Raw genomic sequence first — 25,409 nt, forward strand, 5'->3', positions numbered from 1 at the left:
GTGCTTTTGTCTCGGCTCTCCGAACGGTCACACATGGAGTTCCGCGTCGTACAGGGCGATATCGCTGCACAGTCGGCGGACGCACTCGTCAACGCCGCCGGAACCAGCCTTCAGATGGGGTCGGGCGTCGCGGGCGCGCTCAGGCGAGCGGCCGGTCGTGGCCTCAGCGAGGCCGCCGTCGCGGAAGGGCCGGTCGACCTCGGAGCGGCGGCCGTCACCGACGCCTTCGACCTCGATGCCGACTACGTGATTCACGCGGCCGCGATGCCGCACTACGGCGACGGACAGGCGACCGCTGAGAGCATCCGCGATGCGACTCACAACGCACTCGCCGCCGCCGACCGACGCGGCTGTGAGTCACTCGTGATTCCCGCCCTCGGCTGTGGCGTCGCCGGCTTCGACCTCGCAAAAGGCGCCCACATCATCGCCGAAACCATCGACGCCTACGACCCCGAGTCGCTGTCGGACGTGCGATTCATCGCCTACAGCGACGAGGCGTTCGAAACGGTTCGAGCGGTCGCCGAGTCGGTGCGAACTCCAGAGTGACCGCGGACGTATTTAACGAACCGTTGTATCGCGGCAACACGCACACCCGTTTCGGCGTGTTGGATGGAGACAACATGAGACGGCTGTTCACGTACGCGCTGGCCGTGGTAGGCACGTTCGGCGTCCTCGGCGTCGGGTTGGGTCTGGCCGGAAACTTCACGCTCAGTTTCTTCATCGAGCAGTTCGTCGACCCTGGAACCAACCCCCTCGACGTGACACAGGTCGCGCTCATGTTCCTCGTCGTCATCGTCATCATTTATTCGACCGGTCCGATAGCCTCGGTGGTCGCCGGCGTCGTCATCGGCCAAGTGCTTCCCGACAGAGAGGGCGCTGCGTCAGTCGTCGTCGGCATCAGTGCGTTCCTCGGGTTCTACCTGTTCGTCGCGCTGTCGTTGTTCTTCACCTTCTCCGTCCTCTCGGAGTACGGCGCCTTGAGCGGTGGCGGCGGACCACTCGACCCCGCCGGCCTCGTCACGCTGACAGTACAGGTGAGTCTCCCGGTCGGACTGGTCGGCTTGGTGAGCGCCTACATCACGAGTCGGGTAAGCGAAGGCGAGAAAGCGGCGGCCGTTCCGGCGCCGGAGGAACCGACCGAAACAGAGAACGACGAGTCAATCCAGTAGTTCGAAACCGGTCTCAGTGAGCGATTTCCGAGAGCATCCGCGCCTCGATTTTCCGGAGGTGTTCACCGACGGTCGTCGTCGACACGTCGAGTTCGTCGGCGATGTCCTGGTGGGTCGCTCTGCGGGGCACCTCGTAGTATCCGAGGTCGGAGGCGGTGTTGAGAATCTCCTGTTGGCGGTCGGTGAGCAGCGAGGAGAGTTCCCGGAGTTCCGGGTCGTAATCCGAGAGCTGTTCGAGTTCGAGACGGATGCTGTCGGGAACGTCGTCGATGGCACGGCGAACGGTCTCTTCTTTGCCGATGATGGCGACCCGGAAGCCGTCACCGCCGTACTCGATGGGGGTGTCGACGACGAACTCGTGTTCCTCGGTGAGGTCGAAGAGTGCGGCGCCGGCCTCCGTCGGTTCCGTGTGCACGTACGCCTGAAGGCCGTCTCGAACCGACGAGACGTTGTACGAGAGAATCTCGTCGCAGTTTTCGAATATCTCCTCGAGTCGCTCGCGGCTCCCCCGGAGTTGTGTGAGAAGGACGGCAGTGCCGTCGTTGAGGCGGTTGAAATGTAAGATTGACTCCCGCGTCAGCGAAGGGTCGGCCTCGATTTCCTCTCCCACGGGGTCGATATCGCCGTCCGTGGGCATGAGAGAGACTTTGACGTACCGCATCAACCCGTCGTTGGCAGGCGGGCTATATATCTTCCCCGCTCGGGTCGGATCGCGTGGAACCGGTCATTGCCGGCAGTAGCCGTAACCCGATGGCACCCGTTTGACCCAATAGAGACGATGAACCGGGGAGTGACCGTCGGGTTCGTGACCGTCCTGACGCTGGCGCTGTTCGTCGGCGCCGTACCCGGCGGTGTCGGCGTCGCGGCCGCGAGTCACGAACCCGAGAGTGCGGATTTCACCGTCAAGCCGATGGGCGACCGCTCGCCCGGCGCGACCGACGTGAAGTACGGCCAGTTCGTCGTCGGTGAAGCCGGAACGGACTTCGAGACGCTCGAAACGCTGTTGGCCGTCTACGAGGAGGGAAGCTTCGAGGGCTGTGGGCCGTCGAACTCCGATACGTTTGGTATCGACCGCGGGAGCACCTACGACGGCCAGCAGGTCGACGAGAGCCTCGAAAGCAACGTCAAGAGTTTCTCTGCCGGCGAGGACCGCTTCGAAATCGAGTTCTACGGCGAAAGCGACTTCGGCGGTTCGACGACCCACCTCGACGACGGCGACGAAATAGTTTCGGTTGCCACGTGTTACACCAACCCCGACGAACCCGGTTGGTACCAACTCACCGGAAGCACGACAGGCGTGACCGCAAGCGGCGAGCGAAAGACCGTCGAGGCCGAATCCCACTACTTCTGGATTTGTGACTGCGAGAGCGAAGCCGAAGCCAGAGAGCAACTCGGACCGCCGCCGTCGGAACCGGAGCCGACGCCGACGCGGACACCGACGCCGGAATCGACGCCCGAGTCTTCGGGCGACAGCACGCCTGAAGACGACACGACGAGTGAGGACACCTCCACGACCGAATCGACGCCGACTCCCGACGACACCCCCGTCGCGACGACGCCCGAACCGACCACGACACCGGAGCCGACGGCGCGACCGGAACCGACGCCCACGCCGACGGAGGCACAGTGGGAACGTGAAGTCGTCCAGTCACCGACGGCCGGCGACGGCGCTGGCTTCGGCGGCGGCGTCGCCGTCGTAGCGTTGGTCGGTGCGGTGTTGCTCGCTCGTCGGCGCTGAGGGCCGTTTTATTCGTGACCCGAGATGGGGACGGGTTCGTACGGCTCTTCGAGGTAGGCGATGTCGCTGGCCGAGAGGTCGATTTCCAGCGCTTCGACGGCGTCTTCGAGGTGTTGAATCTTCGAGGCGCCGATGATGGGAGCGTCGACCCAATCCTTGTGTAGCAGCCACGACAGCGACAACTGCGCCATCGAGACGCCCTTATCAGCGGCTAACTCCTGGACGCGCTCGTTGATTTCCTTCCCGCCGTTGTCGGCGTAGGGGTGCTCCTGGGCATAGTCGTCGGTTTCGGCGCGCTTCGTCGACATGTACTCCTCGTGGGGGCGAGTGAGGTACCCCCGAGCCATCGGGCTCCACGGGACGACGCCGAGTCCCTCCTTTTCACACAGCGGGAGCGTCTCGCGTTCCTCCTCCCGGTAGACGAGGTTGTAGTGGTTCTGCATCGTCGCGAACCGCTCTAACCCCTCCCTGTCGCTCGTATGCAACGACTCGGCGAGTTGGTGGGCCCACATCGAGGAGGCACCGATGTGACGGACCTTCCCGCGGCGGACGGCGTCGGTCATCGCCCGGAGCGTCTGTTCGATGGGCGTGTCGTAATCCCAGCGGTGAATCTGATACAGGTCGATGGTGTCCATTCCGAGGCGGTCCAAGGAGGCGTCGAGTTCCTGCTCTATGGCCTTCCGGGAGAGTCCTCCCGAGTTCGGGTCGTCGTCGCGCATTCGGAAGAAACACTTCGTCGCGACGACGCTCTCCTCGCGGTGGCCTTCGAGGGCGTCCCCGAGGATGCGCTCGCTCTCGCCGCGAGAGTACATGTTGGCGGTGTCGAAGAAGTTGATGCCGAGGTCCCGCGCCCGCTCGACGAGTTCGTGGCCGAACTCCTCTCCCTTGACCCACTCACGCCAGTCGGAGTCGCCGAAACTCATACAGCCGAGACAGAGTCGTGACACTTCGATACCGGTCGAACCCAGCGTGGTGTACTCCATACGGACAGTCCCACGTGCCGTGCGCAAAAAGCTACCCGAGGCGTTCGGCATCGATTCGGTCGAGTCCGAACCGGAGTGCGACGGCTGCAACGGCTGCGACGGCGACGTATCCCGCGACGTGGGCGTAGGTCGTGAGCGTCGGACTGTCGATGGCGAGGAGTGCGACGGTCGTTCCCGGGTGTTCTGGAAGCGCCGTTGCGGCGGCGAAGGCCGCGAGCGCGCCGAAGGAATAGGTCAACTGGGCGCGCTGACGGACGGGAATCGTGACCGCCAAGCCGGCGGCGAAGACGACGGCGACGACCGCTACCGCCATCGTGAGCACGACGAGCGCGACGACGTTGGAAATAGCGATGCCGTTGAACCCCAGGAGGACGACCCAGAGCAGCAATTGTAACGGCGCGAGCACCGCCATGACGCCGGCTTTCCCCTCGACGATTTCGACGAGCGAGGCCGGCGTGACCCGAAGCAGTTCGAGCGTCCCGCGTTCGACCTCCTCGGTTACCGAATCGACGACGACGGCGCCGCTTATGAACACCGGTAGGAAGACGAGCAACGGAACGAGGATGGTGTAGGTAAAGCCGAAGTACGGGCTGGCGTCGACCGACGGCGGCAGCGGGATGGGGTCGAAATCGAGATGTGCCGCACGGTCGCGTCGTTCGCTACGTTCGAGTTGCTCCAGCGCCGCCCGGAGGCGGACGACGACGAGCGTCTTCTGGAGACTCGACTGCGGTGCCTCCACCGACACGTCGATGCGGCCGTCTCGATGTTCGGCGATGGCGATGGCCGCCGCATCACCCCTGTCGAAGCCGTCGCGGGCGTTGGAACGGTCCCGATACTCGACGGGGTTCAGTCCCTCAACTTCGTTGCCCGCCGCAATCAGTTCGTCTGCGGCCTCGCCCGTGACGGCGACCTGTATCTCCTCACCGCCTCCACCGGGGTCGTACAGCGACGTGAGCCCGACGACGAGGAACGACGAAAAGCCCGCGATAATCAGTTGGATGAGAATCGCGAGGACGATGGTCTTCTCGCGGGACAGCGAGCCGAGTTCCCGTCTGGCGATGGTCGTTCTAGACAAGGCGGCTCACCACCGCGAGGTTGTAGACGAGATGAACCGCGATTGCCCCAACGAGTCCGACTGCGAACCCGGTCCGGTCACGGCTCGCGCCGAGTGCCGACAGCGTCGACGTGACGACGTGCAGCGCCAGCGGTGCGACCGCGAGGAGGGCGATAATCGCTGGGTCCCGAGTGCCGAGGCCGGTCTGGAAGGCGGCATCGGCCACCTCCAACCCCGGAAGCCCGACGAGTTGGACGGCGAGCGAGACCTTCTCGGCGAGGAAGAAGCCGACGCCAGCGGCCGCGCCGACGACGACGGCGACGGCCATCGAGCGGTCGTAGCGGCCGTGGACGTACCCCGCATAAATCGGCAACCCCTTCGCCAACTCCTCGATGACGGCGATGATGGCGAAGACGAGCGGCACCGAGACGGCGACCGGAAGGGCAAACAGCAGCGCGACGGCGAGCAACTCGGCGACGAAGACGAACGGGACGAGCAGCGCCACGACCAAGAGGAGACTCCGGGGACGCCGGATACGGCCCGCCAGCGCGTCCAGTGCCTTCAGGTGGACCGGTCGCTGGGTGAAGAGGTCCTCCTCGCGGTAGACGCCCAACCCCAGCAGAAAACAGACCCCGGCGACGAGCGTGACGGGGCCGGTCGCGAAGACGAACTCGCCTGCGGTGACGCCCGCCCCGGTGAGGTCCCGAACCGCGACGGTGAGCGGCGAGACGAGCGCGACTGGGCTGGTCTGGGTGAAGATGGCGGGGACGAACGCATACGAGGTCAACACCGTACTCGCGGTGACGGTGACGAAGGTGAGTTCCTTGAACGAGCGGGCGAACATCGAACCGAGGAACGTCGTCGCGAGGAACAGCAGTGCCAGCGGCAGGACTGCCAACACCGACAGCGGGCCAGCTTCACCGCCCAACGCCCACAGACCGGCGACGACAGCAGCAGTAATGGCCAGCGCCGCCGCAAGATACGGGAGCGTCTTCCCGAAGACGATTTCGGCGGGGCTGACGGGCGCGACGAGAAGCAGTTCGCCGCGGCGGTTCAGTCGCTCCGAGAGCATCGAACTGCCATAGGCTTGGATGACGAAGTTCAGCGGCAACACGAAGAGGAACGCCAACACGAGCGACTGGAAGGGAAACGGCGGCGAGATGTCCGATGGTGACCCCGTCGATTCGGTCGTGCCGAACAAATCGAAGGCACCCAGCGACGGTGCACCGATGGAATCGTCGTCGGTCGTCTCCCCGGAGTCGCCGACACTCCCACCGCCGGTACTTCCGCCGTCGGTGCCGCCGGTTCCAGTACCACCGGAGTCGCCCCCATCGTCGGAGCCACCGCCGCCCCCGTCACCCCCCGCATCGAAGCCCCGTTCGACGTACCGAATCGTCACCGTCACGGGGAAGGCGGCCGTTTCGTTGTCCTCCTCGTACATCCGCCGGTCGTTGTAGCGGTCGACGGACTCCCGCAACGTCGCGACGGCCGCCCGACTCTTGTCGGTCGGCGCTCCCCCTTCGGCTGCCAGATACAGCGTCGTCTCGTCGCCACGCTCCTCGATGTAGAGGTCGTATTGGCTGTCGGCCGGCAGCGTGCCGCTCTCGATGACTGTGGGGTCCGGTTCGACGACGGCAAAGGAGGAATCCGCCGCGATGGGGTCGTGAAGCCGACTATCCTCGGAGACGCCGACACGATAGATGCCGTCTTCGAGAGCGACGCCGCCCCCGGCGACGGCGACGCTGACCGCGAGGACGAACGCAGTAGCGGCGACGGCAACCGCAACCGCCCCGCGGTCGAGGCCGCCGACGCCCTTGGTCGCCTCCCAGCGGGCGATGCGGAGGAGTTTTCGGGGGCGCATCAGGCCTCCGTCTCCCGCGCGTCGTCGGCCTCGGCGAGGTCGAGAAACAGCCGTTCGAGGCTCGGTTCGACGGTTCGGATATCGTCGATTTCGCCGCCGCGGTCACTCGCAGTCTCCCGGAGTTCTTCGACCGACTCCATGTCATCGACGACGCTGCGATAGCGACCGTTCTCCGCGACTGCGTCGGGGACCTCGACGGTCGTGAACACGTGGTACTCGGTGTCGCCGTAGCGGTCCCGGAGGTCCTGGAGTGGGCCCTTCGCGACGATGCGGCCCTCGTTCATGATGGCGACGCGGTCACAGACCTCCTCGACGTGATAGAGGTTGTGCGCCGAGAAGACGACGGTTCGGCCCTCCTCGGCCAACTCGCGGGTGAACTCGATGATGTAGTTGGTCGTCAGCGGGTCCAGCCCCGAGGCCGGTTCGTCGTAGACGAGTACGTCGGGGTCGTTGACGAGCGACCGGGCGATGGCGACCTTCCGCTTCATCCCCTTCGACATGTCGCCGAGGGCACGGTCGCGGTGGTCGAGTTCGAGGCGGTCGAGGGCGTCGTGAATCCGGTCGTCGGCGGTCGACCGGGGAACGTCGTAGAGGTCGGCGAAAAAGCGGAGGTACGACAGCGGCGTCATCTCCTCGTACAGCGGCGACTCCTCGGGGAGGAAGCCGAGGTTTCGACGCGTCTCGCGGGCGCCAGCGGGAGCGCCGTCGATTTCGACCCGGCCGCTCGTCGGTTCCAACAACCCGGCCAGCGTCTTCAGCGTGGTCGTCTTCCCGGCACCGTTCGGCCCGATGACGCCGAACACCTCCCCCGAATCGACGGCGAAGGAACTGCCCTCGACGGCGACGAACCCACCGTACTCTTTCCGGAGGTCGCGTACGTCTATCACGGCCGAGGGGTAGAGCGGCGGTTACAAAAATCCGGCCCGCGAATCGGTAGGTATGGACCTCGAACGGACGCCCGACGGCCGCCGGTGGGTCGTCGGTCGCGATATAGATGCCGACCCCGAGGCCGTCTGGAGTGTGCTGTGCGACACCGCGCGGTGGCCCGAGTGGGGCGTCTCCATTACCGACGTGGAGGCTTCCGAGCGACACGTCCAAGCGGGAACGACGGGACGTGTTCGAATCCGAGGGGTCGGCGCGTGGATTCCCTTCGAGGTGACGACGGTCGACGACGCTATCCGCCGCTGGAGTTGGGACGTGGCGCGGATACCGGCGACGGGCCACCGCGTCGAAGAACGTGTCGGTGGCTGTCGGGTCGTCTTCGAAATACCGCTTGCAGCCGTTGGTTACGCGCCGGTGTGTCGGGCGGCGTGTCGGTCAATCGCGGCGCTCACCGAACAGTAAGAGCGGCTTACGCGGGTAGGTGGGTCGGTTGTCGTTACTGGACGCTCTTTTCGAGGCTGAAATCGCCGACGGAGTGGAGGTCCTCGCCGAGTCCGTTCCCGTCGCAGTCCTCGTTGGGGCAGGCGTAGTGCCACCCGTCGCGGGTGGCACGGCGCTCGGAGAACTGCTCGCCGCAGGCCTCACAGATGAGCGCCTCCGAGGAGCATACGTCCCGGTGGAGTTCGTACTGCAGTTTACTTGTGAACGTCCGTTTGCAGTTACGGCACGTGTGGGTCATATCCGAACGTCTGACGTGAAGGGTAATAGAAGTGCCCCTTCGTTCGTTGGTGGCTGAGAGGGCCGCAAATCGGCGTTAGAGACGCTTCGGAGGGTTAGTGGACGTTCGTCCACTCCGAGACGAAGCGACGTTCTGTACCGACGGTCAGTCGGGTCGTTCGAGGCCGAACCGCTCGCGCGTGTAGGTGTACTGACTTCCCGCGAGTCGGCCGAGAGCGTCGAACTTCTCGACGTCGAGTTTGCCGTCGGTGAGCAACTCGTCGTCGACGTGGGCGTAGACGACTTCGCCAAGCACCATCGTCGACGTGCCGACCTCAACGGTGTCGTAGAGGACACACTCGAAGCTAATCGGAGAGGCCGCAACGCGGGGTGCGTCGACGGCTACCGACGGCGCACGCTCGACGCCCGCGTGGTCGAACTCGCTTGCGTCCGACGAGAGCGTCGCCGAAGAGGCGTTCATCGATTCTGCGAGGTCGGGCGTGACGACGTTGACGACGAACTCGCCGGTCTCGACGGCGTTTCGCGGCGTGTCCTTCATCGACGCCGGCGCGAACATCACGACCGGTGGGTCGATACCGACGACGTTGAAGAAACTGTAGGGTGCGAGGTTGTCGGTCTCGCCGTCCGTCGAGGACACCCACGCGATGGGGCGGGGAACCACGGCGGTCGAGAGGGTGCGATACATCGAATCGACGGAATCCGGGTCGAGTTCCATGGAGTAAGGTAGGTGTACCGTGGCGTCGAGTACCTAAAAGGGGCGCTCTTAGAGGCCGACGTTGACGGCGTAGGGCCACGGGGCGCTCGCGAGCGCGAGGAACACGAGGGCGCCAGCGGCACCGTAGAGGTTCTTCAGGAAGCCGGTCATCTCGTTTTGGGCGTCTTCACCCTCCATGTTCCAGAAGTCGTGCATCGTCACCGCGGAGACGACGAGGAACACGGCGAGGGCACCCGCTCCGATGGTGGGAAGAATCCCGGCGGCAATCGAGATGCCGCCGAAGACGAGCAGGCCACCGCTGAGGAGGACCGAGACCTTCGGCGCGGGCAGTCCTTTGAACTCAGCGTAGCCGGTCATTCCGTCTGTGTCCATGAAGTGGTTCAAGCCCATGAACGCGAGGACGCCGCCGAAGAGCACTCGAGCGACGAGAAACGCGATTTCGGCACCGACGCTTTCCAGCATTAGTTCTCCTCCGTAACTGCGGGCATTCGAGGGTCGATGCGGTCGGGCCGCGAATTTAGTAACATTACACAACCACGTACGCTTTCGAACTGTTATATCATTTCGCGAACACTGGTGTCACCGGGTAACACCGATGTTAGGTGCCACGAAACTTATGTAGACAGAAAAACATTTGCTACCAATGTCACGGGAGCAAAGCCGTCTATCCCGAGCGAAGCGACTGTTTGCGGCCGGAAGCGTCAGTCTGGTGGGTCTGTTTCTCCTTGCCGTTCCCGGCTACGACGTCTACAGCGATGCCTGGCTCGAAGGGAAGTCGCTGTGGTCGACGCTGCTCGAAAACTCCATCCTTATCGCGCTCGGACTCGTCGTCGTCGCCACGGGCCTCTGGCTCTACACGCGAGAGTGGACCGACGCACGCGTGGTGCGAACCGCGAGCTGGTGTGTCGGTGGAACCGCTATTTTCTCGGTAGCGCTGGCATGGATTCTCGGCATCCAGCAGTACGTACAGGGCGAATACAAACCGCTCGTCATCGCCGGTGGTGCGGTCATCATCGGGTCGATGGGAACCTTTGCGGCCGGCATCTACGACTCCGGCCAGCGGGAGAGTCGCGCCAAACTCCAGATGGAGCGCGACCGGTTTTCGGCGCTGTTCAGGAACACGACCGACGCCATCGGGTCGGTCGCCTTCGCCGGAAACAGCGTGACGCTGTTGGAGACCAACCGCGAGTTCGACCGCGTCGTCGACGACGTCGACCGCATCATCGAACGCATCGGAGAGGCCCACGATGATGTCCGAGGGTACCGTGCGGTCCACGAAACCGTCGCCCGCGGAGAATCCTTCGAAGTCGACCGCCAGTTGTCCGTCGACGGCGAGGACTGCGAGTTCATCGTCCAAGTAGTCCCCTACGGCGACAGCGGTGCCGAGGCGTTCCTCGTGTTGACCGACGTAACCGACCAGTAGTGCTCGACATCCACGTTCCGAGTTCGAGTGCCACCCACTACCACACTATCGGCGTGAATATTTATTGGAGGGCCTCGTACAGAGCGATATGTCGAACGTTCCCCAAGCGCCAGTCGAGGCGGCCTGTCCGGTCGTCGAGTCGATGGAGCAAATCGGCTCGAAGTGGCGCCTGCTCGTCTTACACGATTTACAGGACGGAGAAAAGCGGTTCAACGAACTGAAGCGCTCGACGGAGGCCAACGCGCGGACGCTCTCTCGCGTGCTCGACGACCTCCAGGAGACCGACTTCGTCGAACGCCGACTCGAAGAGGACGCCCCCGTGGCGACGTACTACTCGCTGACCGACAAAGGGCAGTCGCTGTGCCCAGTGTTCGACGAAATCGAGGCGTGGGCCGACAACTGGCTCGAAGCCGAAGCGGAGTAAGAGCCCTCAGGCGTACTTTTCGGGGTAGGCGTCTTCCAGGAGTTCCGGATTATCGAGCAGTTGCTCTCGAACCGGGTCGATGACCGCCGAAATCGCGGCGGCCGCAGCGGGTTTGAGGTCCGCGGGATGGAGTTCGCCGGAGACGAAGTCCTCCTCGACCGCTTCGTAGTCATCGTAGACGAGGTCGCCGCCGTACTCCTCGGGCCGTTCGACGACGAACTGCTCGCCGCGTTCGTCGAGAACCGGGAACACGAGGAATCGGAGGTACTCGAGGACGCCGTTGTCCTCGACCTCTCCCGCGGGGCAGTACGCACCGTTGATTTTCTCTTCGACGGCGGCGTCGTCGTCGGTGAGATTGACTTTCGAGGACTCCTCGGAGGCGGACATCTTCCCGCCGGAGAGCCCCGACAGCAGCGGTGCGAACACACACGCCGGCTTGTCGTAGCCGGAATCGGGCAACTGCTCGCGGGCGAGCATGTAGATGCCGCGCTGGTCGATACCGCCGTAGGCGATGTCCGCGTCGAGTGCGGCCACATCGAGCGCCTGCATCAGCGTGTAGACGAGTCCACCCAACTTCGGGTTCTCGGACTGTCGAACGACTTCACTGCCAGCGCGTTGGGCGCGTGAGAGCGTCGTCTCCGCAAGCATCCGGTAGAGGTCGAGCGTGTAGGGTTCCTCGAGTTGGTACTCGGTGCCGCGGACGAAGGAGACCGAATCGGGGTCGGCACCCGCGGCTTCTATCATTCCCACGATGGCCGCCTCGTAGTACGCCGAGCGGGCTTCGAGCAACTCGAAGGGGCTCTTGGCGTCGTCGAGGTGGGCGTGGAGGTCCGCGACCAACACCGTCACGTCGAGACCGGCATCGATGAAGTCGGCGAGTTTGCGCATCGTCGTGAAGTGGCCGATGTGCATCTCGCCGGTCGGAGCGTAGCCGATGTAGGCGGTGGGGTTCTCGCGTTCCTCGAACAGCGCCTCGATTTCGTCGACCTCTACGACCTCTTCGGTGAATCGCGTGACCAGTTCGGTCCGCTCGGCCGTGTCCATGCGTTCGCTACCGTGAGACGGCCGATAAAACGTTCGGGTACGTCCAGTAGCGGTACCGACCCACACGGACATCGGCACCCAACACGAGTACGGATAACCGGTTACCGTACATCCAAACGTCTTCCCACCCAACTTCGAATATGTACACCGGGCGAACGGAGAAACCCTGCTGTCTCTGCGGCCGACCGGAAACCGCCCACCGAATCGACATCCCGCCGCGTGCGGTCCAGTTGTTGAAACACTCCGGGCCAATCGCTTGGCAGGACATCGAAGGCGAGGTGTCGCTGCACTTCTGTGCCGACGATTGGCACACTGTCCGGGACCTCGTTCTCGAAACGGGGATGAGTCCCCTCTCGCGGTGTAACGCCGCCCGGGCGTCTTTCGTCCTCCGAGAGGACTTCGAGGCACTGTTGAACGCGACCCGGGAGGAACCCGACCAGCGACCGCTGGAAGCCGAAATGCTCGACGACGCTCGCGAAACGCTGGAGCGCTTCGAGGCCGGGGACGAACTCGTCGAGACACGCGACATCGTCGAAGCCCGCATCGTCTCGTGGGCACTCGAAGATCTCGGCTCGCCGAAACGTCCTGTTTCCTAACCGACTATTGTCTGACGAAAGACATATCCTGACGGGTGGATATTGGTGTGTAACCAAGGGGCACACCGAGATGGGAGAACACGAAACGGCGACGATACTCATCGTAGACGACGAACCCGGGCTCGCGGATGGGTACGCGGCCCGACTGCAGGGACACGACGTGCGGACGACCTACGATGGTCAAGAGGCACTCGACGCCCTCGATGAGGAGGTCGATATCGTGTTTCTCGACCGGCGGATGCCGGGGCTTTCCGGCGACGAAGTGCTCGAAACCGCACGCGAGCAGGGCTTCGATTGCCGCATCGTAATGCTCACCGCCATCGAGCCATCCGTCGATATCGTCTCGATGGGCTTCGACGAGTACCTCAGAAAACCCGTAGACAGAGACGAACTCCGGGGGACAGTCCAGCGGATGCTCGAACGCGCCGCCTACGACGAGAAGCTTCAGGAGTACTTCTCGCTGTCTGCCAAGCGAGCGACGCTGGAAACCGAATCGGATGGCGACGTCGAAGGGACTCCGGCGTACGAGGAACTGTGTCGCCGCCTGGAGGCCGTCGAGCGAGAACTCGACGAGGCGCTCGAAGACCTGCCGGACGACGACGGCTACGTGGTCGCTACCGACGACCGAACGCGCGCCGACAGCGCGACCGACTGACGCCCGCTCACGATGTGGACCCATTACAAATCGATAGAGACATCTCTCTCAATATATCGACACGTCGGTTGGGAATTATAAAAGGATACTTTCGAGGACGAGCGCTGTATTTTGGGAAGGTTCATCCATTCGATTCCGATGCGAAACCTTTTGAATAAAACCAATATTAATCCGATTCACTTCGAATGAAACGATTGGTGTTGTTCCTCGCCGTTTCGCTCGCTTTCTGTGGGATTGTGGGTGCCGCTGCCGCCGCCGATAGACCGATGGCTGACGGAGGGCTCGACCAAACGGTGACCGTCGACACGACGGTCCAACTCGATGCGACCGGTTCGACGTACCCCTCCGGAGACATCGCGTCGTACCGATGGAAAATCGACACGCCCGGTGGCCGTCGGATGACGCCCAACTGTGCGGACTGCAGTCGGACGTCGTTCGTCCCGACGACGCCCGGCCGATACGAGGTGAATCTCACGGTTATCGGCACCGACGGAGCGCGGAGTTCCGACACGCTGTACGTCTACGTCAACGATGCCGGACCGACAGTCTCGGTTACCGGCGCGACGACACCGAAAACCACAACCCCAACCGAGTACGTCGCCACCGCGGAGAGTCCGGATGCCGAACTTGAGGAAATCGCGTGGGCGGTCGACGACGAAATCGTCGGGAGACAGTCGCTCGACGGAACGGCCGCCACCGACGACCTTCGAATCTCGTTTCCGGGGGAGGGCCCGTACCGCGTACAGGCGGTCGTAGTGGACACGAACGGTCGGACGGCGTACGACGATATCGTCGTCTACCCCGGACGAGAATCGACACCGGACACCGAGTGGGACGATGTCGACTCAGGTCCATCTTCCCCGGACTGCGGCGACCCGGATTACCTCGCCTCGAACACCGATGATTGCCTTTCGAACGAATCGCCACCGGGCGGTCCACCGACGCCGACACCGGCCGCGGCGACGACCGACGCCGAAACGCCCGAACCAACGCCACAGCCTCCGAAAGACGAAGAAATATTCTACGACAGCGACGGGTACGACTCGACACTCCGTGTCGGGTCGCGAATCGCCGACTCGTCGTATCTCGGAACTACGACCGACGCTGTCGGCCTCGACGGGGGCGAAAATGCCCCGTGGAAACAGGACCTGGGCGAGCAAATTTACGAGGATACCGTCGGAGCAGCCTCGACGTTCGTCTTCGGACAGGAGCAGAAAACCGTGACGTGTGAGACGACCGGTGGTGAGTGGAGCAGTTGTGACGAGAAGATACGACAACTCGAAGACGAGGGCGGAACCACGAACGCGTACTCTTCCTCAAACGGGGGAGCCTACCATCAGTACGGATTAGAAAATGCGGAGCGAATTGCAGGCCCAGACCCAACGAACCTTGAGAAGGGGCAGGACGCTAATGTTACCGTTGTCGTTCAAGAGGGCAAAGACAACATCGTAGAAAGAGGAATCGATGTGGTCAAGGCCGTCAGTGATATCGGTCAATCATCTACCTCTGGAGACGAGTCAAGCGACGACGCCAAACCGGACAGTTGGAGCGAGCCCACTACACCGGTTGCGTCCGGCGATGGCCCATCTGATGGGGAATCCTCCGAATCAGCAACCGCTTCGTCTGACCTCCACTCCCGGTTACCCGAGACCGACCTTGGTGGAACTGACGACGATACAGCGGGTGGAGCTGACGACGAGTCCGAACCGACCTTGCCGGACGATATGGGTGGACCGAGCGGTATCGGAGGGGGGTTGGTAGAATGAGTCAACGCGGTTCCGAACGTCGAAAATGGACGCGCCGTGGAGTCGTCTCGGCGGCAGCGGCGGTCAGTTGCGGACTCGCGGGATGCGGTGACGACCAACCATCGGAGACTGACGGGGACGGGACACCGGAGTGGTCACAGAAGGAAGAACGGCGCCCCGAACAACTGTTGAGTGTCGAATCTCGGTTAGAACGCGTGTACGAACGCCTCACAGCACTCCCCATCGTCGACGGCGGCGATTTCGTCTTCGATATCGATACCTTCGAAGACGAGTTCGACCACCGAGCGATTTCCGACACGACTGACGAAATCCGTGCAGATGTAGCGGAACTGGAGGACGGGGGCGACGTTTCCACGAGTCGAGCTGAAACGCTGTCTACACTGGCACGGTTGGCTGACGACCGCGCCTCACAGCGATACCTGCTCCATCAGACCATCGCGGCCTCGTTCGCCTACGACAAACGGGTTCGTGACGCGAGATACGATGCAGCAATGGAACCCGTAGCGTTCGCGGGCGAAACGCTCGAAGAGCTATCCACGGTCGGACAACGAGTCGAGACTGCCCAACAGCAACTTGACGAGACGAGCGTGACGATAGACAGCTACAGTCACGAGGCAGTGAAGAGGGAGCAATCGATGTTGCTCAACGTCGCGACTTGGCTCTCCCCAATCAACGGAGCGTTACACGAGATGGCTCGTGGTTACGTACTGCTCAGCGATGCGAATCGGTCGCTCGAAGACGACGACCCTGCGACAGCCATAGAGCAGTATCGAGCCGCCAACGTCCGATTCGAGAGTGCGAGCGACTCTTTCGAGGAGGCACGAGGTCGAGGACAGCGAGTCGGCTACGTCATCCCAATCGTCGAGCAATCTCGCTGTTCGTTGTCGGGGCTGCTGGACGGAACGGATACGCTCGCCGAGGCAATCGAGGAAATCGAAGCCGGAAACGAACAGGAAGGCGAGTCGCTCGCCCGGGAGGCAATCCAACGAATGAAACAGCAGCGAAACCGGTGTAACTGAACCACAACCGATTTGAATAAACGGAGTATTTATCATCCCGAACCACTCGTGAAAAATGGTGTGGAAGCGAGCACTCAACGTCGTTTCGTCGATTATTTTGCTCGCCCTCGCTGGGACGGTACTCGTGGCTCTGGCGGTCTCATTTGGTCCAATCGACAGGGCGGCCGAACCCGATGTCGACGCCCCAGAAAACACCACGGGCGTACCGGATGTCGAGGCGTCGGCACATCCAGATATCGACGGTGAGCGACTAGAGATGGACATCTTCGAGGCGGTAAACGAACGACGGTCGGCGTACGGTCGCGAGCCGTTCGTCCACTCCGAGCGAGTCCGGTTAATCGCACGCCTTCACAGCAAGGACATGGCCGACCGGGACTTCTACGACCACCGGAATCCGGATGGACAGGGTTCCGAAGAGCGCCACGAAGAGTACGGTGGATGCGACAGCACCAACGAGAACATCGCGTATCTAACGCCACGTCAGGTGAACGAGACGGACGACGTCGCAGCGAAGTTCGTCGATATGTGGGCGAACTCACCGGGGCATAATAGGACAATGACTAGTAAATATTACCATATAAGCGCCGTCGGCGTCTACGTCACTCGAAAGGGCGAAATCTACGCGACGCAGAACTTCTGTCGGGAGCATCCGAACGCTTAGGCGCCGATGTACTCCTCGTTGAACACCCATTCGCCGTCCTCTTGGACCATGTACTCGCCGTAGTACGGCACCCGTTCGGCGACGGTGTCGCGGAACGCCTCACGAATTTCGGGTTTGGACATCTCGCCCATCGATTTGAGGTCGTCGTTTCGGTTGAGACAGCCCTTGAGGTAGCCCTCGTGGGTGACGCGAACGCGGTGGCAGTTGGCACAGAAGTCCGCATTGCCGACGGGGTCGACGATTTCGACCATCCCGCCGTCGACGAAGTAGCGGTTTCGGCCGTGCATCTCCCGGCGCTCGACACGGTCGGCCTGCTCTTCGAGCCAGCCGTGGACGCGTTCGATGTCGACGGCCCAGTCGGGGCGGCCCGCGAGTTCGGGCATGTACTCGATGAGTTGGAGTTGGAGGCCGTCGTTCTCGGCGACGTGATCGACCATCTCGGGGACGTATCCGGCGGTCTGCTCGAAGACGACCATGTTGAGTTTGACCGGTGCAAGGCCGGCGTCGAGGGCCGCATCGACCCCTTCGAGAACGTCCTCGTAGGCGGTGCTCTTTGTCACTTCCGCGAAAGCCTCCGGGGAGAGGGCGTCCTGGGAGACGTTGACGCGTTCGAGTCCGGCGTCTGCGAGGGCGTCGGCGCGCTCGGGCAGGAAGGTGCCGTTGGTCGTGAGCGACGTTTCCATCGAATCCGGCGTCCGGTGGACGATTTCCTCGAGGTCCTCTCGAAGCATCGGCTCGCCGCCGGTGAACTTCACCGAATCGACGTCGAACTCCGCGGCGACCTCGAGGAAGCGGACCACGTCGTCGGTGGACATCTCGTCGTCGGCGGGCTCCATCGGCCCCCGCGTGTCGCCGAGCCCCTCGTTGTGACAGTAGACACAGTCGAAGTTACACCGGTCGGTGAGGGAGACGCGAACGCCGGTGACTTCTCGTCCGAACCCGTCTTCGAGCATGCGCGAGAGTTCGGTCACACGTGCTTAAATTCGACGCTAGATTGCGTCGTTACGTAACCGATTGTGGTTCCCTAGGTTGCGACGAATACCCGACGTGCTTCAGACCGTGGGTATCGGTGCACAACTCTTATCGGAACCACGGGGCCTACCGAAGGTATGGACGAAGACGCTATCCTCGACCGCCTGTCGGCAGTCGAAGACCCCGAACTCGGAGACGATATCGTCTCGCTCGGATTGGTCAACGACGTGACTGTCGACGGCGATACGGTCAGCATTGACCTCGCACTCGGAGCACCCTACTCGTCGACGGAAACCGCCATCGCGGGCGAGGTTCGAGAGGTCCTCGCCGACACGGGGTTGGAAATCGACCTCTCGGCGAGTATCGACACCGGGCTGGGCGACGACGAGCAGGTGTTGCCGGGCGTCGAGAACATCATCGCCGTCGCCTCGGGAAAGGGCGGCGTCGGAAAGTCGACGGTCGCGGTCAACCTCGCTGCGGGCCTTTCGGAGATGGGCGCCCGCGTCGGCCTGTTCGACGCCGACATCTACGGTCCCAACGTCCCACGGATGGTCGAAACCGACGAGCGGCCCAAGGCGACCCACGAAGAGACCATCATCCCGCCGGAGAAATACGGGATGAAACTGATGAGCATGGACTTTCTCGTCGGCGAGGACGACCCCGTCATCTGGCGGGGGCCGATGGTCCACAAGGTGTTGACACAGTTGTGGGAGGACGTGGAGTGGGGGACGCTGGACTACATGGTCGTCGACCTGCCGCCGGGGACCGGCGACACGCAGTTGACGCTGTTGCAGTCGGTGCCGGTGTCGGGAGCGGTCATCGTGACGACGCCACAGGAGGTGGCGCTGGACGACGCCCGGAAGGGTCTTCGGATGTTCGGCAAACACGACACGCCGGTGCTTGGAATCGTCGAGAACATGTCCGGGTTCGTCTGTCCGGATTGTGGCAACGAACACGATATCTTCGGAAGCGGCGGCGGTCGAGAGTTCGCCGACGAGGTAGAGATGCCGTTCCTCGGCGAGATACCGCTGGACCCCGCCGTACGGGAGGGCGGTGACTCGGGCGCTCCAATCGTCCTCGACGAGGACAGCGAGACGGGGGAGGCGTTCCGGTCGTTCGCCGACGAGACGGCGAAGATGCAGGGAATCGTCCGCCGCCGACAGGCGAGTAGCCAGCGGTAGTCATGCCGGGCGACGCCGACAGCGAGCGCGAGGGAAACACCGACCGTGTCGCCCAGTTACGCGACATCGCCGAGGACGTTCGGGGCGACTCCTCGGAGAGCGAACAGCTCGCCGCCATCCTGTATCGCGTGTCGGACCTCTACGACCCCGACGAGGAGACGACGGTGCCGGAAATCCATCGGAACGTCCAGAACATCCTCGAAATCAAAGCACGCGGCGGGTTACCCGAACGGGACGACTGATTTCTCAGCCTACGCGAGTCGCTCGCATGCAGGGCAACTATCGTTGTGCTTAAGTACGGTGGTCGGTTAGCGGAGAACGCAATCGATGTAGGGGCACAGGCCCCGAGTCCGAGAGGGCGAAGATACACGCACGCGAGTCGTGGTAGCCAAGCATGGCCCAAGGCGCAGGGTTGCTAACTCTGTGGCGTACAGCCTCCGGGGTTCAAATCCCCGCCACGACGCTAACACAACCCACATATGAGTGCAGAAGAACCCCCGGCGGACGAGGAAGACGAGGACATCCAGTACTTCGTCCGCATCGGACAGACAGACCTCGACGGGACGAAAAGCGTCGAGCGAGCGTTGACCGACATGAACGGTATCGGTCGACGCGTCGCTCGCATCATCGCCGAGAAAGCCGACGTGGACCGAACCGCGATTCTCGGTAAACTCGACGAAGACACCATCGACACCGTCGTCGAACATGTCGAGGGGTACGCCGACGAAGTGCCCGCCTGGCTGACGAACCACCAGGACGACTTCTTCACCGGCGAGACCACCCACGAAATCGGCAATGACCTCAACATGAGTCGCCGACAGGACATCAACCGGATGAAGATGATTGACTCCTACAAGGGCGTTCGCCACAACCGTGGACAGAAGGTTCGCGGCCAGCGAACGAAATCCACCGGCCGAACGGAAGGCACCATCGGTGTCAACGTCGAGGCCATCAAGGAGGACATGGCCGAAGATGAGGGAGGTGACGAGGAATAATGGCACTCGGTAACAACACGAAGTTCTACGAGACGCCGAATCACCCCTTCCAGGGCGAGCGAATCGCCGATGAGGGAGACCTCGTCTCCCGGTACGGTCTCGCCACGAAAGAAGAACTGTGGCGTGCCCAATCGGAGCTTCGCGACTACCGGCGAGAGGCCCGCCGACTGCTCGGCGAGGCACAGGGTGACGCCGAGGCCGCCGCGGAAGCCGGAAGCGAGTTCCTCGCACGGCTGAAGCGAATCGGCGTCCTCGACGACGAGGAGAGCCTCGACGACATCCTGTCGCTCGACGTGACCGACATCCTCGAGCGCCGCCTGCAGACGGTTGCCTACCGCAACGGCGTGGGCAACACCGCAAAGCAGGCTCGACAGTTCATCGTCCACGGACACGTCACCATCGAGGGCGCCCGCGTGTCGGCGCCGTCGTACAAGGTCGACGTGGCCAAAGAGGACAGCATCGAGTTCGACGAGACGAGTCCACTCGCGGACGACCTTCACCCCGAACGCGCGGAGGGACAGTAAATGGCAGACGACAACACCTGGGGCGTCGCACACGTGTACGCCTCATTCAACAACACGATAATCACGGTAACGGACCTGACCGGCGCCGAGACGATTACGAAGTCCTCCGGCGGGACGGTCGTGAAACAGAACCGCGACGAGGCGTCGCCGTACGCCGCCATGCAGATGGCGGAAGTCGTCGCCGAGGAAGTGCAGGCCGCCGGCATCGACGGCGTGCACGTCCGCGTTCGCGGCCCAGGCGGAAACCAACAGAAGAACCCCGGTCCGGGCGCCCAGGCGACGATTCGCGCGCTTGCCCGTGCCGGACTCGAAATCGGTCGTATCGAGGACGTGACTCCCATCCCGCACGACGGCACCCGCGGGCCGAAGAACGCAGGGTTCTGAGATGAGCGAGGAGTACGAGGTAACGTTCATCGACCGCGACGACCGGAGCGCGAGGTTCCTCGTTCGCGGCGTCACGCCCGCCTTCGCCAACGGCATCCGCCGTGCGATGCTCGCCGACGTGGAGACGCTGTCGATAGACACGCTGCGCGTCATCGAGAACTCGTCGGTGATGTTCGACGAGCAAATCGCACTCCGACTCGGACTCGTCCCGCTGACGACGCCGGACGACTACGAACCGGGCGATACGGTCACGCTCGCTATCGACGTCGAGGGTCCCGCGACCGCGTATTCGGGCGACCTCGTCTCCAGCGACGAACAGGTCCAGCCGGCCGAGGAGAACGTCCCCATCATCGAACTCAAGGAGGGCCAACGGCTCGAACTCGAAGCCGACGCCGTCCTCGGGCGCGGCAAGGACCACGCCAAACACCAGGGTGGCGTCGCCGTCGGCTATCGACACCTCCAGCGTGTCGAGGTCGTCGGAGAGAAAGGCGAGTTCGAGGACGACGAACCGGAAATCATCCGGGGCGTCATCGAGGAAGATGGCGAACTCGTCCCCACCGAGGAGTTCGACAACGACCTCAGCCAGCGGTACCCCGGCAAGGAGGTCGAAATCGAGGAAGTTCCGAACGCGTTCGTCTTCAGCGTCGAAAGCGACGGGTCGTTGCCCGTCGACGAACTCGTCCTCGCGGCCGTCGAGAGCATCGAGGCCCGCGCGGAAGAACTCGAAGAAGCGGTCCAACTGTAAGCAGATGACACCCCACACCCCTACCACGACGCTCGCCACGACGGAGAGCGTCGCCACCCGACCGACGAGCGGCGGTGCGGCCGCGCGTTCCTCGGTTGGGACCGGCATCCGCCGGACCGAAAGGGGCTTTAGTGGGGGCGAAGAACACGAAAACGCGCGCAGGGATAGCCAAGTCAGGCCAACGGCGCAGCGTTCAGGGCGCTGTCCTGTAGAGGTCCGCAGGTTCAAATCCTGCTCCCTGCATTCGTTTCTCAGGAGAGATAACCGATGAGTAGCAAAACGAACCCGAGGCTTTCCAGTCTCATCGCTGACCTGAAGTCGACCGCCCGCAACGGCGGTGGCGAGGTCTGGAACGATGTGGCCGAGCGCCTCGAGAAACCCCGGCGCACGCACGCGGAGGTCAACTTGGGACGCATCGAGCGATACGCCCAAGAAGACGAGACCGTCATCGTGCCCGGCAAGGTGCTCGGGTCCGGTGCCCTCCGCAAGGAGGTCACCGTCGCAGCTGTCGACTTCTCGTCGACAGCCCAGACGAAAATCGACACGGTCGGCGAAGCGATCGAACTCGAACAGGCACTCGAAGACAACCCCGACGGCTCCAACGTACGGGTGATTCGATGAGTTACGCTGAATTCGACGCCGATGTCGTCGTCGATGCCCGTGACTGTATCATGGGTCGTGTCGCCTCGCAGGTCGCCCAGCGCGCCCTCGACGGCGAGACGGTCGCCGTGGTCAACGCCGAACGCGCGGTCATCACCGGCAGCGAAGACGACGTGATGAGCGTCTACCGCCAGCGTGCGGAAGTCGGCTCCGACCGCGGGCCGAACTACCCGAAGCGACCCGACCGCATCTTCAAACGCGCCATCCGCGGGATGGTGCCGTACAAGGAGACTCGCGGCCGGGAAGCGTTCGAGAACGTCCGCGTCTACCTGGGCAACCCCTACGACGACGCGGAAGTCCTCGACGACACTTCGCTGGACCGACTGTCGAACATCAAGTTCATCTCGCTCGGCGAAGTCAGCGAGAACTTGGGTGCTAACGTCACATGGTAACTAACACGTCCGGTAAGAAGAAGACAGCTGTCGCCCGTGCGACGGTTCGTGACGGCTCCGGTCGGGTTCGGGTCGACTCCAAACCCGTCGAGCTGGTCGAACCCGAGCAGGCGCGACTGAAGATGCTCGAGCCGTTCCGTATCGCTGAAGAGGACCTCCGAGACAGCGTCGACATCGACGTGGTCGTCTCCGGTGGCGGGTTCTCCGGGCAGGCCGACGCGGTTCGTACGGCCATCGCCCGCGGACTCGTCGAGCACACCAACGACGCCGAACTGCGCGATGCGTTCATGTCGTTCGACCGGTCGCTGCTCGTCAACGACGTGCGGCAGTCCGAACCGAAGAAGTGGGGCGGCCCCGGCGCTCGGGCCCGTTACCAGAAGTCCTACCGCTGAGGTGATTCACAAATGATGGTACCGGTCCGGTGTTTCACGTGCGGTAAAGTCGTCGGCGAGCACTGGGAAGAGTTCAAAGCTCGCGCCCGCGAGGGCGACGAAGACCCTGCCGAGGTGCTCGACGAGCTCGGCGTCGACCGCGCGTGCTGTCGTCGCATGCTCGTCTCACATAAAGACCTCGTCGACATCGTATCCCCCTACCAATGAGAGGCGCAAACCGCTACGAGAAGGCGCGTATCCTCGGGGCACGAGCCCTGCAGGTGTCCTACGGAGCGCCGGTGCTCATCGACACCGAACAGACCGAACCGATTCTCGTGGCCGCAGAGGAGTACGACGCCGGCGTGTTGCCGTTTACCGTCCGGCGGGGTGACGAGTAGATGACGCTCATCACGGAGGTTCGGCTGCGCCGGATTCTCGACAGTCGCGGTAATCCGACCGTCGAGGCCGAGGTCCGCACCGAAAGCGGCGGCTTCGGCCGCGGTGCGGCTCCCTCCGGTGCGTCCACCGGCGAGTACGAGGCCGTCGAGCGGCCGGCCGAGGAGGCCATCGCGGCAGCCCGCGAACTCGCCGTCCCGCGACTCGAAGGGCAGGTGTACGCCGGCGACCAACGCGGCGTCGACCGGACACTCCGCGGCGCCGACGGCACCGACGACTTCTCGGAAATCGGCGCCAACAGCGCCGTCGCCATCTCGATGGCAGCGGGCAAGGCCGCCGCCGACGTGCTTGGTGCGCCGCTGTATCAGCATCTGGGTGGCGCCTTCCGTGGCCGTGACTTCCCGACGCCGCTCGGCAACGTCATCGGCGGCGGCGAACACGCCGCCGACGCGACCCACATCCAGGAGTTCCTCGCCGCGCCAATCGGAGCGCCGTCGGTCGCCGACGCCGTCTTCGCCAACGCGGCGGTCCACGGCGAGGTCGGCGACATCCTGAGCGAGCGGGGCGTCCCAGCCGCGAAGGGCGACGAGGGCGCGTGGGCGCCCTCCATCGACGACAGCGAGGCGTTCGAAATCGTCGAGGAAGCCGTCGAGACGGTTGCAGACGACGTGGGATTCGACATCAAGTTCGGACTCGACGTTGCCGGTGCGGAACTGTACGACGCCGAGGAAGGCGTCTACCGCTACGGCGACGACACCCGAACGCCCGCAGAGCAAATCGACTACATCGCCGAGTTGGTCGATGAATACGACCTCGCGTACGTCGAGGACCCCCTCGACGAGGACGACTACGAGGGCTTCGCCGAGTTGACCGACCGCGTCGGTTCGGAGACGCTCATCTGTGGTGACGACCTGTTCGTCACGAACACCGAGCGACTCGCCGAGGGCATCGAGCAGGGTGCGGCCAACAGCATCCTCGTCAAGCCCAACCAAATCGGCACGCTGTCTGACGCCTTCGACGCAATCGAGTTGGCCGTCGAGAACGGCTACGATCCCGTCGTCTCCCACCGTAGCGGCGAGACGGAGGACACGACCATCGCACACCTCGCTGTCGCGACCGATGCCCCGTTCATCAAGACAGGCGCGGTCGGTGGCGAGCGCACCGCAAAGCTGAACGAACTCATTCGAATCGAGGCAAACGCATGAGCGACAACGACGAGGGGCTCGACGCCTCCGAACTGGACGAGGAACTCGACGAGCTCGAAGACGAGCTCGAGGAGGAACTCGACACAGAGGCCGAGGAGGCCGACCCCACCGATGACGAACAGCCCGCCCCCGAGGCCGAGGAGGCCGAGGAGGCAGAACCAGACGACACGGAGGACGCCACCGAGGCGGCCGACGAGGATTCGGAGGAGGCCGAGGAGGCCCCCGTCCTCGACGAGGACGTCATGCCCGACGACGAGGCTGACCTCCTCATCCCGGTTGAGGACTACCTCGCGGCGGGTGTCCACATCGGGACCCAACAGAAGACGAAGTCCATGGAGCGGTTCATCCACCGCGTCCGGACCGACGGCCTGTACGTGCTGGACGTTTCCCAGACCGACAGCCGAATCCGGACGGCGGCGTCGTTCCTCGCGAACTACAACCCCGAGCAGATTCTGGTCGCATCTAGCCGCCAGTACGGTCGGTTCCCGGCCGAGAAGTTCGCCGACGCCGTGGGCGCCCGCGCCCGCACCGGCCGGTTCATCCCCGGCACGCTGACCAACCCCGACTACGAGGGTTACATCGAACCCGACGTCGTGGTCGTCACCGACCCCATCGGTGACTCCCAGGCGGTCAAGGAGGCCATCACGGTCGGTATCCCGGTCATCGCGATGTGTGACTCCAACAACACCACGTCGAACGTCGATTTGGTGGTGCCGACGAACAACAAGGGTCGGAAGGCCCTGTCGGTTATCTACTGGCTGCTCGCAAACGAGACCCTCGACCGCCGCGGCGCCGAACCCGCCTACGCACTCGAGGACTTCGAGACCGAACTGTAACGGCTTTCGTTTTCGTGTTT

34 protein-coding genes and 2 tRNA genes are annotated in these 25,409 nt (G+C 63.5%); 26 read left to right on the forward strand and 10 right to left on the reverse strand.

Going from position 1 to position 25,409, the window contains the following annotated elements:
- Window positions 1–33 precede the first annotated feature (33 nt).
- Both NMP98_RS05345 and NMP98_RS05350 read left to right on the forward strand, forming a co-directional pair.
- Window positions 34–546, forward strand: a complete 513-nt coding sequence (locus tag NMP98_RS05345) for a macro domain-containing protein (RefSeq protein WP_254860517.1) — start codon at window positions 34–36, stop codon at window positions 544–546.
- 74 nt (window positions 547–620) lie between these two features.
- Window positions 621–1,169, forward strand: a complete 549-nt coding sequence (locus NMP98_RS05350; RefSeq protein WP_254860518.1) for a hypothetical protein — start codon at window positions 621–623, stop codon at window positions 1,167–1,169.
- 13 nt (window positions 1,170–1,182) lie between these two features.
- On the opposite strand, the gene NMP98_RS05355 is transcribed toward NMP98_RS05350, so the two are convergent.
- A complete protein-coding gene (locus NMP98_RS05355; RefSeq protein ID WP_254860519.1) occupies window positions 1,183–1,830 on the reverse strand; it encodes a helix-turn-helix domain-containing protein in 648 nt (215 codons plus the stop codon).
- Between the two features lie 117 nt (window positions 1,831–1,947).
- On the opposite strand from NMP98_RS05355, the gene NMP98_RS05360 reads away from it, so the two are divergent.
- The gene (locus tag NMP98_RS05360) at window positions 1,948–2,907 is read left to right on the forward strand and encodes a PGF-CTERM sorting domain-containing protein (RefSeq protein ID WP_254860520.1); all 960 of its coding nucleotides are present in this window, start codon (window positions 1,948–1,950) and stop codon (window positions 2,905–2,907) included.
- An 8-nt stretch (window positions 2,908–2,915) separates the two neighbouring features.
- On the opposite strand, the gene NMP98_RS05365 is transcribed toward NMP98_RS05360, so the two are convergent.
- The 4 genes from NMP98_RS05365 to NMP98_RS05380 are packed head-to-tail and all read right to left on the reverse strand — an operon-like array spanning window position 2,916 to window position 7,692.
- Window positions 2,916–3,890, reverse strand: coding sequence for an aldo/keto reductase (locus tag NMP98_RS05365; protein WP_254860521.1), 975 nt, complete (start codon window positions 3,888–3,890; stop codon window positions 2,916–2,918).
- Between the two features lie 31 nt (window positions 3,891–3,921).
- Window positions 3,922–4,965 (reverse strand): ABC transporter permease, encoded by a 1,044-nt coding sequence (locus NMP98_RS05370; RefSeq protein ID WP_254860522.1) that lies wholly within the window; start codon window positions 4,963–4,965, stop codon window positions 3,922–3,924.
- Window positions 4,958–6,805, reverse strand: a complete 1,848-nt coding sequence (locus NMP98_RS05375; protein ID WP_254860523.1) for an ABC transporter permease — start codon at window positions 6,803–6,805, stop codon at window positions 4,958–4,960. Before NMP98_RS05375 ends, NMP98_RS05370 begins: the two co-directional genes overlap by 8 nt.
- Window positions 6,805–7,692: an ABC transporter ATP-binding protein gene (locus NMP98_RS05380; protein ID WP_254860524.1), complete on the reverse strand. Its 888-nt coding sequence runs from the start codon at window positions 7,690–7,692 to the stop codon at window positions 6,805–6,807. Before NMP98_RS05380 ends, NMP98_RS05375 begins: the two co-directional genes overlap by 1 nt.
- 52 nt (window positions 7,693–7,744) lie before the next feature.
- On the opposite strand from NMP98_RS05380, the gene NMP98_RS05385 reads away from it, so the two are divergent.
- Window positions 7,745–8,149, forward strand: a complete 405-nt coding sequence (locus NMP98_RS05385) for an SRPBCC family protein (RefSeq protein WP_254860525.1) — start codon at window positions 7,745–7,747, stop codon at window positions 8,147–8,149.
- 34 nt (window positions 8,150–8,183) lie between these two features.
- Here NMP98_RS05385 and NMP98_RS05390 read toward each other — a convergent pair whose 3' ends face one another.
- The 3 genes from NMP98_RS05390 to NMP98_RS05400 all read right to left on the reverse strand — a co-directional run bounded on the left by NMP98_RS05390 (window position 8,184) and on the right by NMP98_RS05400 (window position 9,602).
- On the reverse strand, window positions 8,184–8,426 hold the full coding sequence (locus NMP98_RS05390; RefSeq protein WP_254860526.1) for a transcriptional regulator: 243 nt from the start codon (window positions 8,424–8,426) through the stop codon (window positions 8,184–8,186).
- A 144-nt stretch (window positions 8,427–8,570) separates the two neighbouring features.
- Entirely contained in the window at window positions 8,571–9,140 is a 570-nt protein-coding gene (locus NMP98_RS05395) for a flavin reductase family protein (protein ID WP_254860527.1), read from the reverse strand.
- Window positions 9,141–9,188: 48 nt separating this feature from the next.
- Window positions 9,189–9,602, reverse strand: coding sequence for a DoxX family protein (locus NMP98_RS05400; protein ID WP_254860528.1), 414 nt, complete (start codon window positions 9,600–9,602; stop codon window positions 9,189–9,191).
- Between the two features lie 181 nt (window positions 9,603–9,783).
- On the opposite strand from NMP98_RS05400, the gene NMP98_RS05405 reads away from it, so the two are divergent.
- Window positions 9,784–10,563, forward strand: coding sequence for a hypothetical protein (locus tag NMP98_RS05405; RefSeq protein WP_254860529.1), 780 nt, complete (start codon window positions 9,784–9,786; stop codon window positions 10,561–10,563).
- An 88-nt stretch (window positions 10,564–10,651) separates the two neighbouring features.
- Entirely contained in the window at window positions 10,652–10,987 is a 336-nt protein-coding gene (locus NMP98_RS05410; protein ID WP_254860530.1) for a winged helix-turn-helix transcriptional regulator, read from the forward strand.
- Between the two features lie 6 nt (window positions 10,988–10,993).
- Here the strand turns inward: NMP98_RS05410 and NMP98_RS05415 are convergent, their stop codons facing one another.
- Complete coding sequence (locus NMP98_RS05415; protein WP_254860531.1) at window positions 10,994–12,031, reverse strand: tyrosine--tRNA ligase; 1,038 nt, start codon at window positions 12,029–12,031, stop codon at window positions 10,994–10,996.
- 140 nt (window positions 12,032–12,171) lie between these two features.
- Between NMP98_RS05415 and NMP98_RS05420 the strand changes: the two genes are divergently transcribed.
- From NMP98_RS05420 to NMP98_RS05440, 5 genes are all read left to right on the forward strand, one after another.
- Window positions 12,172–12,627, forward strand: coding sequence for a DUF7960 family protein (locus NMP98_RS05420; RefSeq protein ID WP_254860532.1), 456 nt, complete (start codon window positions 12,172–12,174; stop codon window positions 12,625–12,627).
- A 70-nt stretch (window positions 12,628–12,697) separates the two neighbouring features.
- A complete protein-coding gene (locus NMP98_RS05425; RefSeq protein ID WP_254860533.1) occupies window positions 12,698–13,282 on the forward strand; it encodes a response regulator in 585 nt (194 codons plus the stop codon).
- A gap of 266 nt (window positions 13,283–13,548) precedes the next feature.
- A complete protein-coding gene (locus NMP98_RS05430; RefSeq protein ID WP_254860534.1) occupies window positions 13,549–15,048 on the forward strand; it encodes a PKD domain-containing protein in 1,500 nt (499 codons plus the stop codon).
- Window positions 15,045–16,067 (forward strand): SPX domain-containing protein, encoded by a 1,023-nt coding sequence (locus NMP98_RS05435; RefSeq protein ID WP_254860535.1) that lies wholly within the window; start codon window positions 15,045–15,047, stop codon window positions 16,065–16,067. The genes NMP98_RS05430 and NMP98_RS05435 overlap by 4 nt, the downstream gene beginning before the upstream one ends.
- 55 nt (window positions 16,068–16,122) lie before the next feature.
- Window positions 16,123–16,728, forward strand: coding sequence for a CAP domain-containing protein (locus NMP98_RS05440; protein WP_254860536.1), 606 nt, complete (start codon window positions 16,123–16,125; stop codon window positions 16,726–16,728).
- Here NMP98_RS05440 and moaA read toward each other — a convergent pair.
- Window positions 16,725–17,681, reverse strand: a complete 957-nt coding sequence (gene moaA / locus NMP98_RS05445; RefSeq protein ID WP_254861293.1) for a GTP 3',8-cyclase MoaA — start codon at window positions 17,679–17,681, stop codon at window positions 16,725–16,727. The two genes, NMP98_RS05440 and moaA, sit on opposite strands and share 4 nt — an antisense overlap.
- Before the next feature lie 156 nt (window positions 17,682–17,837).
- Between moaA and NMP98_RS05450 the strand changes: the two genes are divergently transcribed.
- The 15 genes from NMP98_RS05450 (at window position 17,838) to rpsB (ending at window position 25,389) form a co-directional block, all read left to right on the forward strand.
- Window positions 17,838–18,881 (forward strand): Mrp/NBP35 family ATP-binding protein, encoded by a 1,044-nt coding sequence (locus tag NMP98_RS05450; protein WP_254860537.1) that lies wholly within the window; start codon window positions 17,838–17,840, stop codon window positions 18,879–18,881.
- A 2-nt stretch (window positions 18,882–18,883) separates the two neighbouring features.
- On the forward strand, window positions 18,884–19,123 hold the full coding sequence (locus NMP98_RS05455) for a DUF7976 family protein (RefSeq protein ID WP_254860538.1): 240 nt from the start codon (window positions 18,884–18,886) through the stop codon (window positions 19,121–19,123).
- A 136-nt stretch (window positions 19,124–19,259) separates the two neighbouring features.
- Window positions 19,260–19,344 (forward strand) — tRNA-Ser (locus tag NMP98_RS05460).
- A gap of 16 nt (window positions 19,345–19,360) precedes the next feature.
- Entirely contained in the window at window positions 19,361–19,876 is a 516-nt protein-coding gene (locus tag NMP98_RS05465; RefSeq protein WP_254860539.1) for a 30S ribosomal protein S13, read from the forward strand.
- Window positions 19,876–20,400 carry a 30S ribosomal protein S4 gene (locus NMP98_RS05470; RefSeq protein WP_254860540.1) on the forward strand — a complete coding sequence of 175 codons (525 nt, stop codon included), beginning with the start codon at window positions 19,876–19,878 and terminating at the stop codon, window positions 20,398–20,400. Before NMP98_RS05465 ends, NMP98_RS05470 begins: the two co-directional genes overlap by 1 nt.
- Window positions 20,401–20,784: a 30S ribosomal protein S11 gene (locus NMP98_RS05475; RefSeq protein ID WP_156708647.1), complete on the forward strand. Its 384-nt coding sequence runs from the start codon at window positions 20,401–20,403 to the stop codon at window positions 20,782–20,784.
- A 1-nt stretch (window position 20,785) separates the two neighbouring features.
- A complete protein-coding gene (locus NMP98_RS05480; protein ID WP_156708646.1) occupies window positions 20,786–21,529 on the forward strand; it encodes a DNA-directed RNA polymerase subunit D in 744 nt (247 codons plus the stop codon).
- 158 nt (window positions 21,530–21,687) lie between these two features.
- Window positions 21,688–21,772 (forward strand) — tRNA-Leu (locus tag NMP98_RS05485).
- A 24-nt stretch (window positions 21,773–21,796) separates the two neighbouring features.
- Window positions 21,797–22,150, forward strand: a complete 354-nt coding sequence (locus tag NMP98_RS05490) for a 50S ribosomal protein L18e (RefSeq protein WP_156708645.1) — start codon at window positions 21,797–21,799, stop codon at window positions 22,148–22,150.
- Window positions 22,147–22,581 carry a 50S ribosomal protein L13 gene (locus NMP98_RS05495; RefSeq protein ID WP_178916997.1) on the forward strand — a complete coding sequence of 145 codons (435 nt, stop codon included), beginning with the start codon at window positions 22,147–22,149 and terminating at the stop codon, window positions 22,579–22,581. Before NMP98_RS05490 ends, NMP98_RS05495 begins: the two co-directional genes overlap by 4 nt.
- Window positions 22,575–22,973 (forward strand): 30S ribosomal protein S9, encoded by a 399-nt coding sequence (locus NMP98_RS05500; protein WP_254860541.1) that lies wholly within the window; start codon window positions 22,575–22,577, stop codon window positions 22,971–22,973. The genes NMP98_RS05495 and NMP98_RS05500 overlap by 7 nt, the downstream gene beginning before the upstream one ends.
- A 12-nt stretch (window positions 22,974–22,985) precedes the next feature.
- Entirely contained in the window at window positions 22,986–23,180 is a 195-nt protein-coding gene (locus NMP98_RS05505; protein ID WP_156708642.1) for a DNA-directed RNA polymerase subunit N, read from the forward strand.
- Entirely contained in the window at window positions 23,177–23,350 is a 174-nt protein-coding gene (locus tag NMP98_RS05510) for a DNA-directed RNA polymerase subunit K (protein WP_156708641.1), read from the forward strand. The genes NMP98_RS05505 and NMP98_RS05510 overlap by 4 nt, the downstream gene beginning before the upstream one ends.
- Window positions 23,351–24,553 carry a phosphopyruvate hydratase gene (gene eno / locus NMP98_RS05515; protein ID WP_254860542.1) on the forward strand — a complete coding sequence of 401 codons (1,203 nt, stop codon included), beginning with the start codon at window positions 23,351–23,353 and terminating at the stop codon, window positions 24,551–24,553. It abuts the gene before it with no gap.
- The gene (gene rpsB / locus NMP98_RS05520; protein ID WP_254860543.1) at window positions 24,550–25,389 is read left to right on the forward strand and encodes a 30S ribosomal protein S2; all 840 of its coding nucleotides are present in this window, start codon (window positions 24,550–24,552) and stop codon (window positions 25,387–25,389) included. The genes eno and rpsB overlap by 4 nt, the downstream gene beginning before the upstream one ends.
- The last annotated feature ends 20 nt before the right edge of the window (window positions 25,390–25,409 follow it).

It is taken from the genome of Natronomonas gomsonensis (assembly GCF_024300825.1).
Lineage (GTDB): Archaea > Halobacteriota > Halobacteria > Halobacteriales > Haloarculaceae > Natronomonas > Natronomonas gomsonensis.

Bases quoted from the DNA above. Each gene is read 5' to 3' on its own strand.
- NMP98_RS05375 (WP_254860523.1), bottom strand. From the start codon at position 6,805: ATGCGCCCCCGAAAACTCCTCCGCATCGCCCGCTGGGAGGCGACCAAG.
- moaA (WP_254861293.1), bottom strand. From the start codon at position 17,681: ATGCTCGAAGACGGGTTCGGACGAGAAGTCACCGGCGTTCGCGTCTCC.
- NMP98_RS05435 (WP_254860535.1), top strand. From the start codon at position 15,045: ATGAGTCAACGCGGTTCCGAACGTCGAAAATGGACGCGCCGTGGAGTC.
- NMP98_RS05450 (WP_254860537.1), top strand. From the start codon at position 17,838: ATGGACGAAGACGCTATCCTCGACCGCCTGTCGGCAGTCGAAGACCCC.
- NMP98_RS05395 (WP_254860527.1), bottom strand. From the start codon at position 9,140: ATGGAACTCGACCCGGATTCCGTCGATTCGATGTATCGCACCCTCTCG.
- NMP98_RS05345 (WP_254860517.1), top strand. From the start codon at position 34: ATGGAGTTCCGCGTCGTACAGGGCGATATCGCTGCACAGTCGGCGGAC.
- NMP98_RS05360 (WP_254860520.1), top strand. From the start codon at position 1,948: ATGAACCGGGGAGTGACCGTCGGGTTCGTGACCGTCCTGACGCTGGCG.
- NMP98_RS05405 (WP_254860529.1), top strand. From the start codon at position 9,784: ATGTCACGGGAGCAAAGCCGTCTATCCCGAGCGAAGCGACTGTTTGCG.
- NMP98_RS05400 (WP_254860528.1), bottom strand. From the start codon at position 9,602: ATGCTGGAAAGCGTCGGTGCCGAAATCGCGTTTCTCGTCGCTCGAGTG.
- NMP98_RS05410 (WP_254860530.1), top strand. From the start codon at position 10,652: ATGTCGAACGTTCCCCAAGCGCCAGTCGAGGCGGCCTGTCCGGTCGTC.
- NMP98_RS05510 (WP_156708641.1), top strand. From the start codon at position 23,177: ATGAGAGGCGCAAACCGCTACGAGAAGGCGCGTATCCTCGGGGCACGA.
- NMP98_RS05430 (WP_254860534.1), top strand. From the start codon at position 13,549: ATGGCTGACGGAGGGCTCGACCAAACGGTGACCGTCGACACGACGGTC.
- NMP98_RS05500 (WP_254860541.1), top strand. From the start codon at position 22,575: ATGGTAACTAACACGTCCGGTAAGAAGAAGACAGCTGTCGCCCGTGCG.
- NMP98_RS05385 (WP_254860525.1), top strand. From the start codon at position 7,745: ATGGACCTCGAACGGACGCCCGACGGCCGCCGGTGGGTCGTCGGTCGC.
- rpsB (WP_254860543.1), top strand. From the start codon at position 24,550: ATGAGCGACAACGACGAGGGGCTCGACGCCTCCGAACTGGACGAGGAA.
- NMP98_RS05495 (WP_178916997.1), top strand. From the start codon at position 22,147: ATGAGTTACGCTGAATTCGACGCCGATGTCGTCGTCGATGCCCGTGAC.
- eno (WP_254860542.1), top strand. From the start codon at position 23,351: ATGACGCTCATCACGGAGGTTCGGCTGCGCCGGATTCTCGACAGTCGC.
- NMP98_RS05480 (WP_156708646.1), top strand. From the start codon at position 20,786: ATGAGCGAGGAGTACGAGGTAACGTTCATCGACCGCGACGACCGGAGC.
- NMP98_RS05465 (WP_254860539.1), top strand. From the start codon at position 19,361: ATGAGTGCAGAAGAACCCCCGGCGGACGAGGAAGACGAGGACATCCAG.
- NMP98_RS05440 (WP_254860536.1), top strand. From the start codon at position 16,123: ATGGTGTGGAAGCGAGCACTCAACGTCGTTTCGTCGATTATTTTGCTC.
- NMP98_RS05475 (WP_156708647.1), top strand. From the start codon at position 20,401: ATGGCAGACGACAACACCTGGGGCGTCGCACACGTGTACGCCTCATTC.
- NMP98_RS05425 (WP_254860533.1), top strand. From the start codon at position 12,698: ATGGGAGAACACGAAACGGCGACGATACTCATCGTAGACGACGAACCC.
- NMP98_RS05350 (WP_254860518.1), top strand. From the start codon at position 621: ATGAGACGGCTGTTCACGTACGCGCTGGCCGTGGTAGGCACGTTCGGC.
- NMP98_RS05455 (WP_254860538.1), top strand. From the start codon at position 18,884: ATGCCGGGCGACGCCGACAGCGAGCGCGAGGGAAACACCGACCGTGTC.
- NMP98_RS05365 (WP_254860521.1), bottom strand. From the start codon at position 3,890: ATGGAGTACACCACGCTGGGTTCGACCGGTATCGAAGTGTCACGACTC.
- NMP98_RS05415 (WP_254860531.1), bottom strand. From the start codon at position 12,031: ATGGACACGGCCGAGCGGACCGAACTGGTCACGCGATTCACCGAAGAG.
- NMP98_RS05470 (WP_254860540.1), top strand. From the start codon at position 19,876: ATGGCACTCGGTAACAACACGAAGTTCTACGAGACGCCGAATCACCCC.
- NMP98_RS05420 (WP_254860532.1), top strand. From the start codon at position 12,172: ATGTACACCGGGCGAACGGAGAAACCCTGCTGTCTCTGCGGCCGACCG.
- NMP98_RS05490 (WP_156708645.1), top strand. From the start codon at position 21,797: ATGAGTAGCAAAACGAACCCGAGGCTTTCCAGTCTCATCGCTGACCTG.
- NMP98_RS05355 (WP_254860519.1), bottom strand. From the start codon at position 1,830: ATGCGGTACGTCAAAGTCTCTCTCATGCCCACGGACGGCGATATCGAC.
- NMP98_RS05390 (WP_254860526.1), bottom strand. From the start codon at position 8,426: ATGACCCACACGTGCCGTAACTGCAAACGGACGTTCACAAGTAAACTG.
- NMP98_RS05505 (WP_156708642.1), top strand. From the start codon at position 22,986: ATGATGGTACCGGTCCGGTGTTTCACGTGCGGTAAAGTCGTCGGCGAG.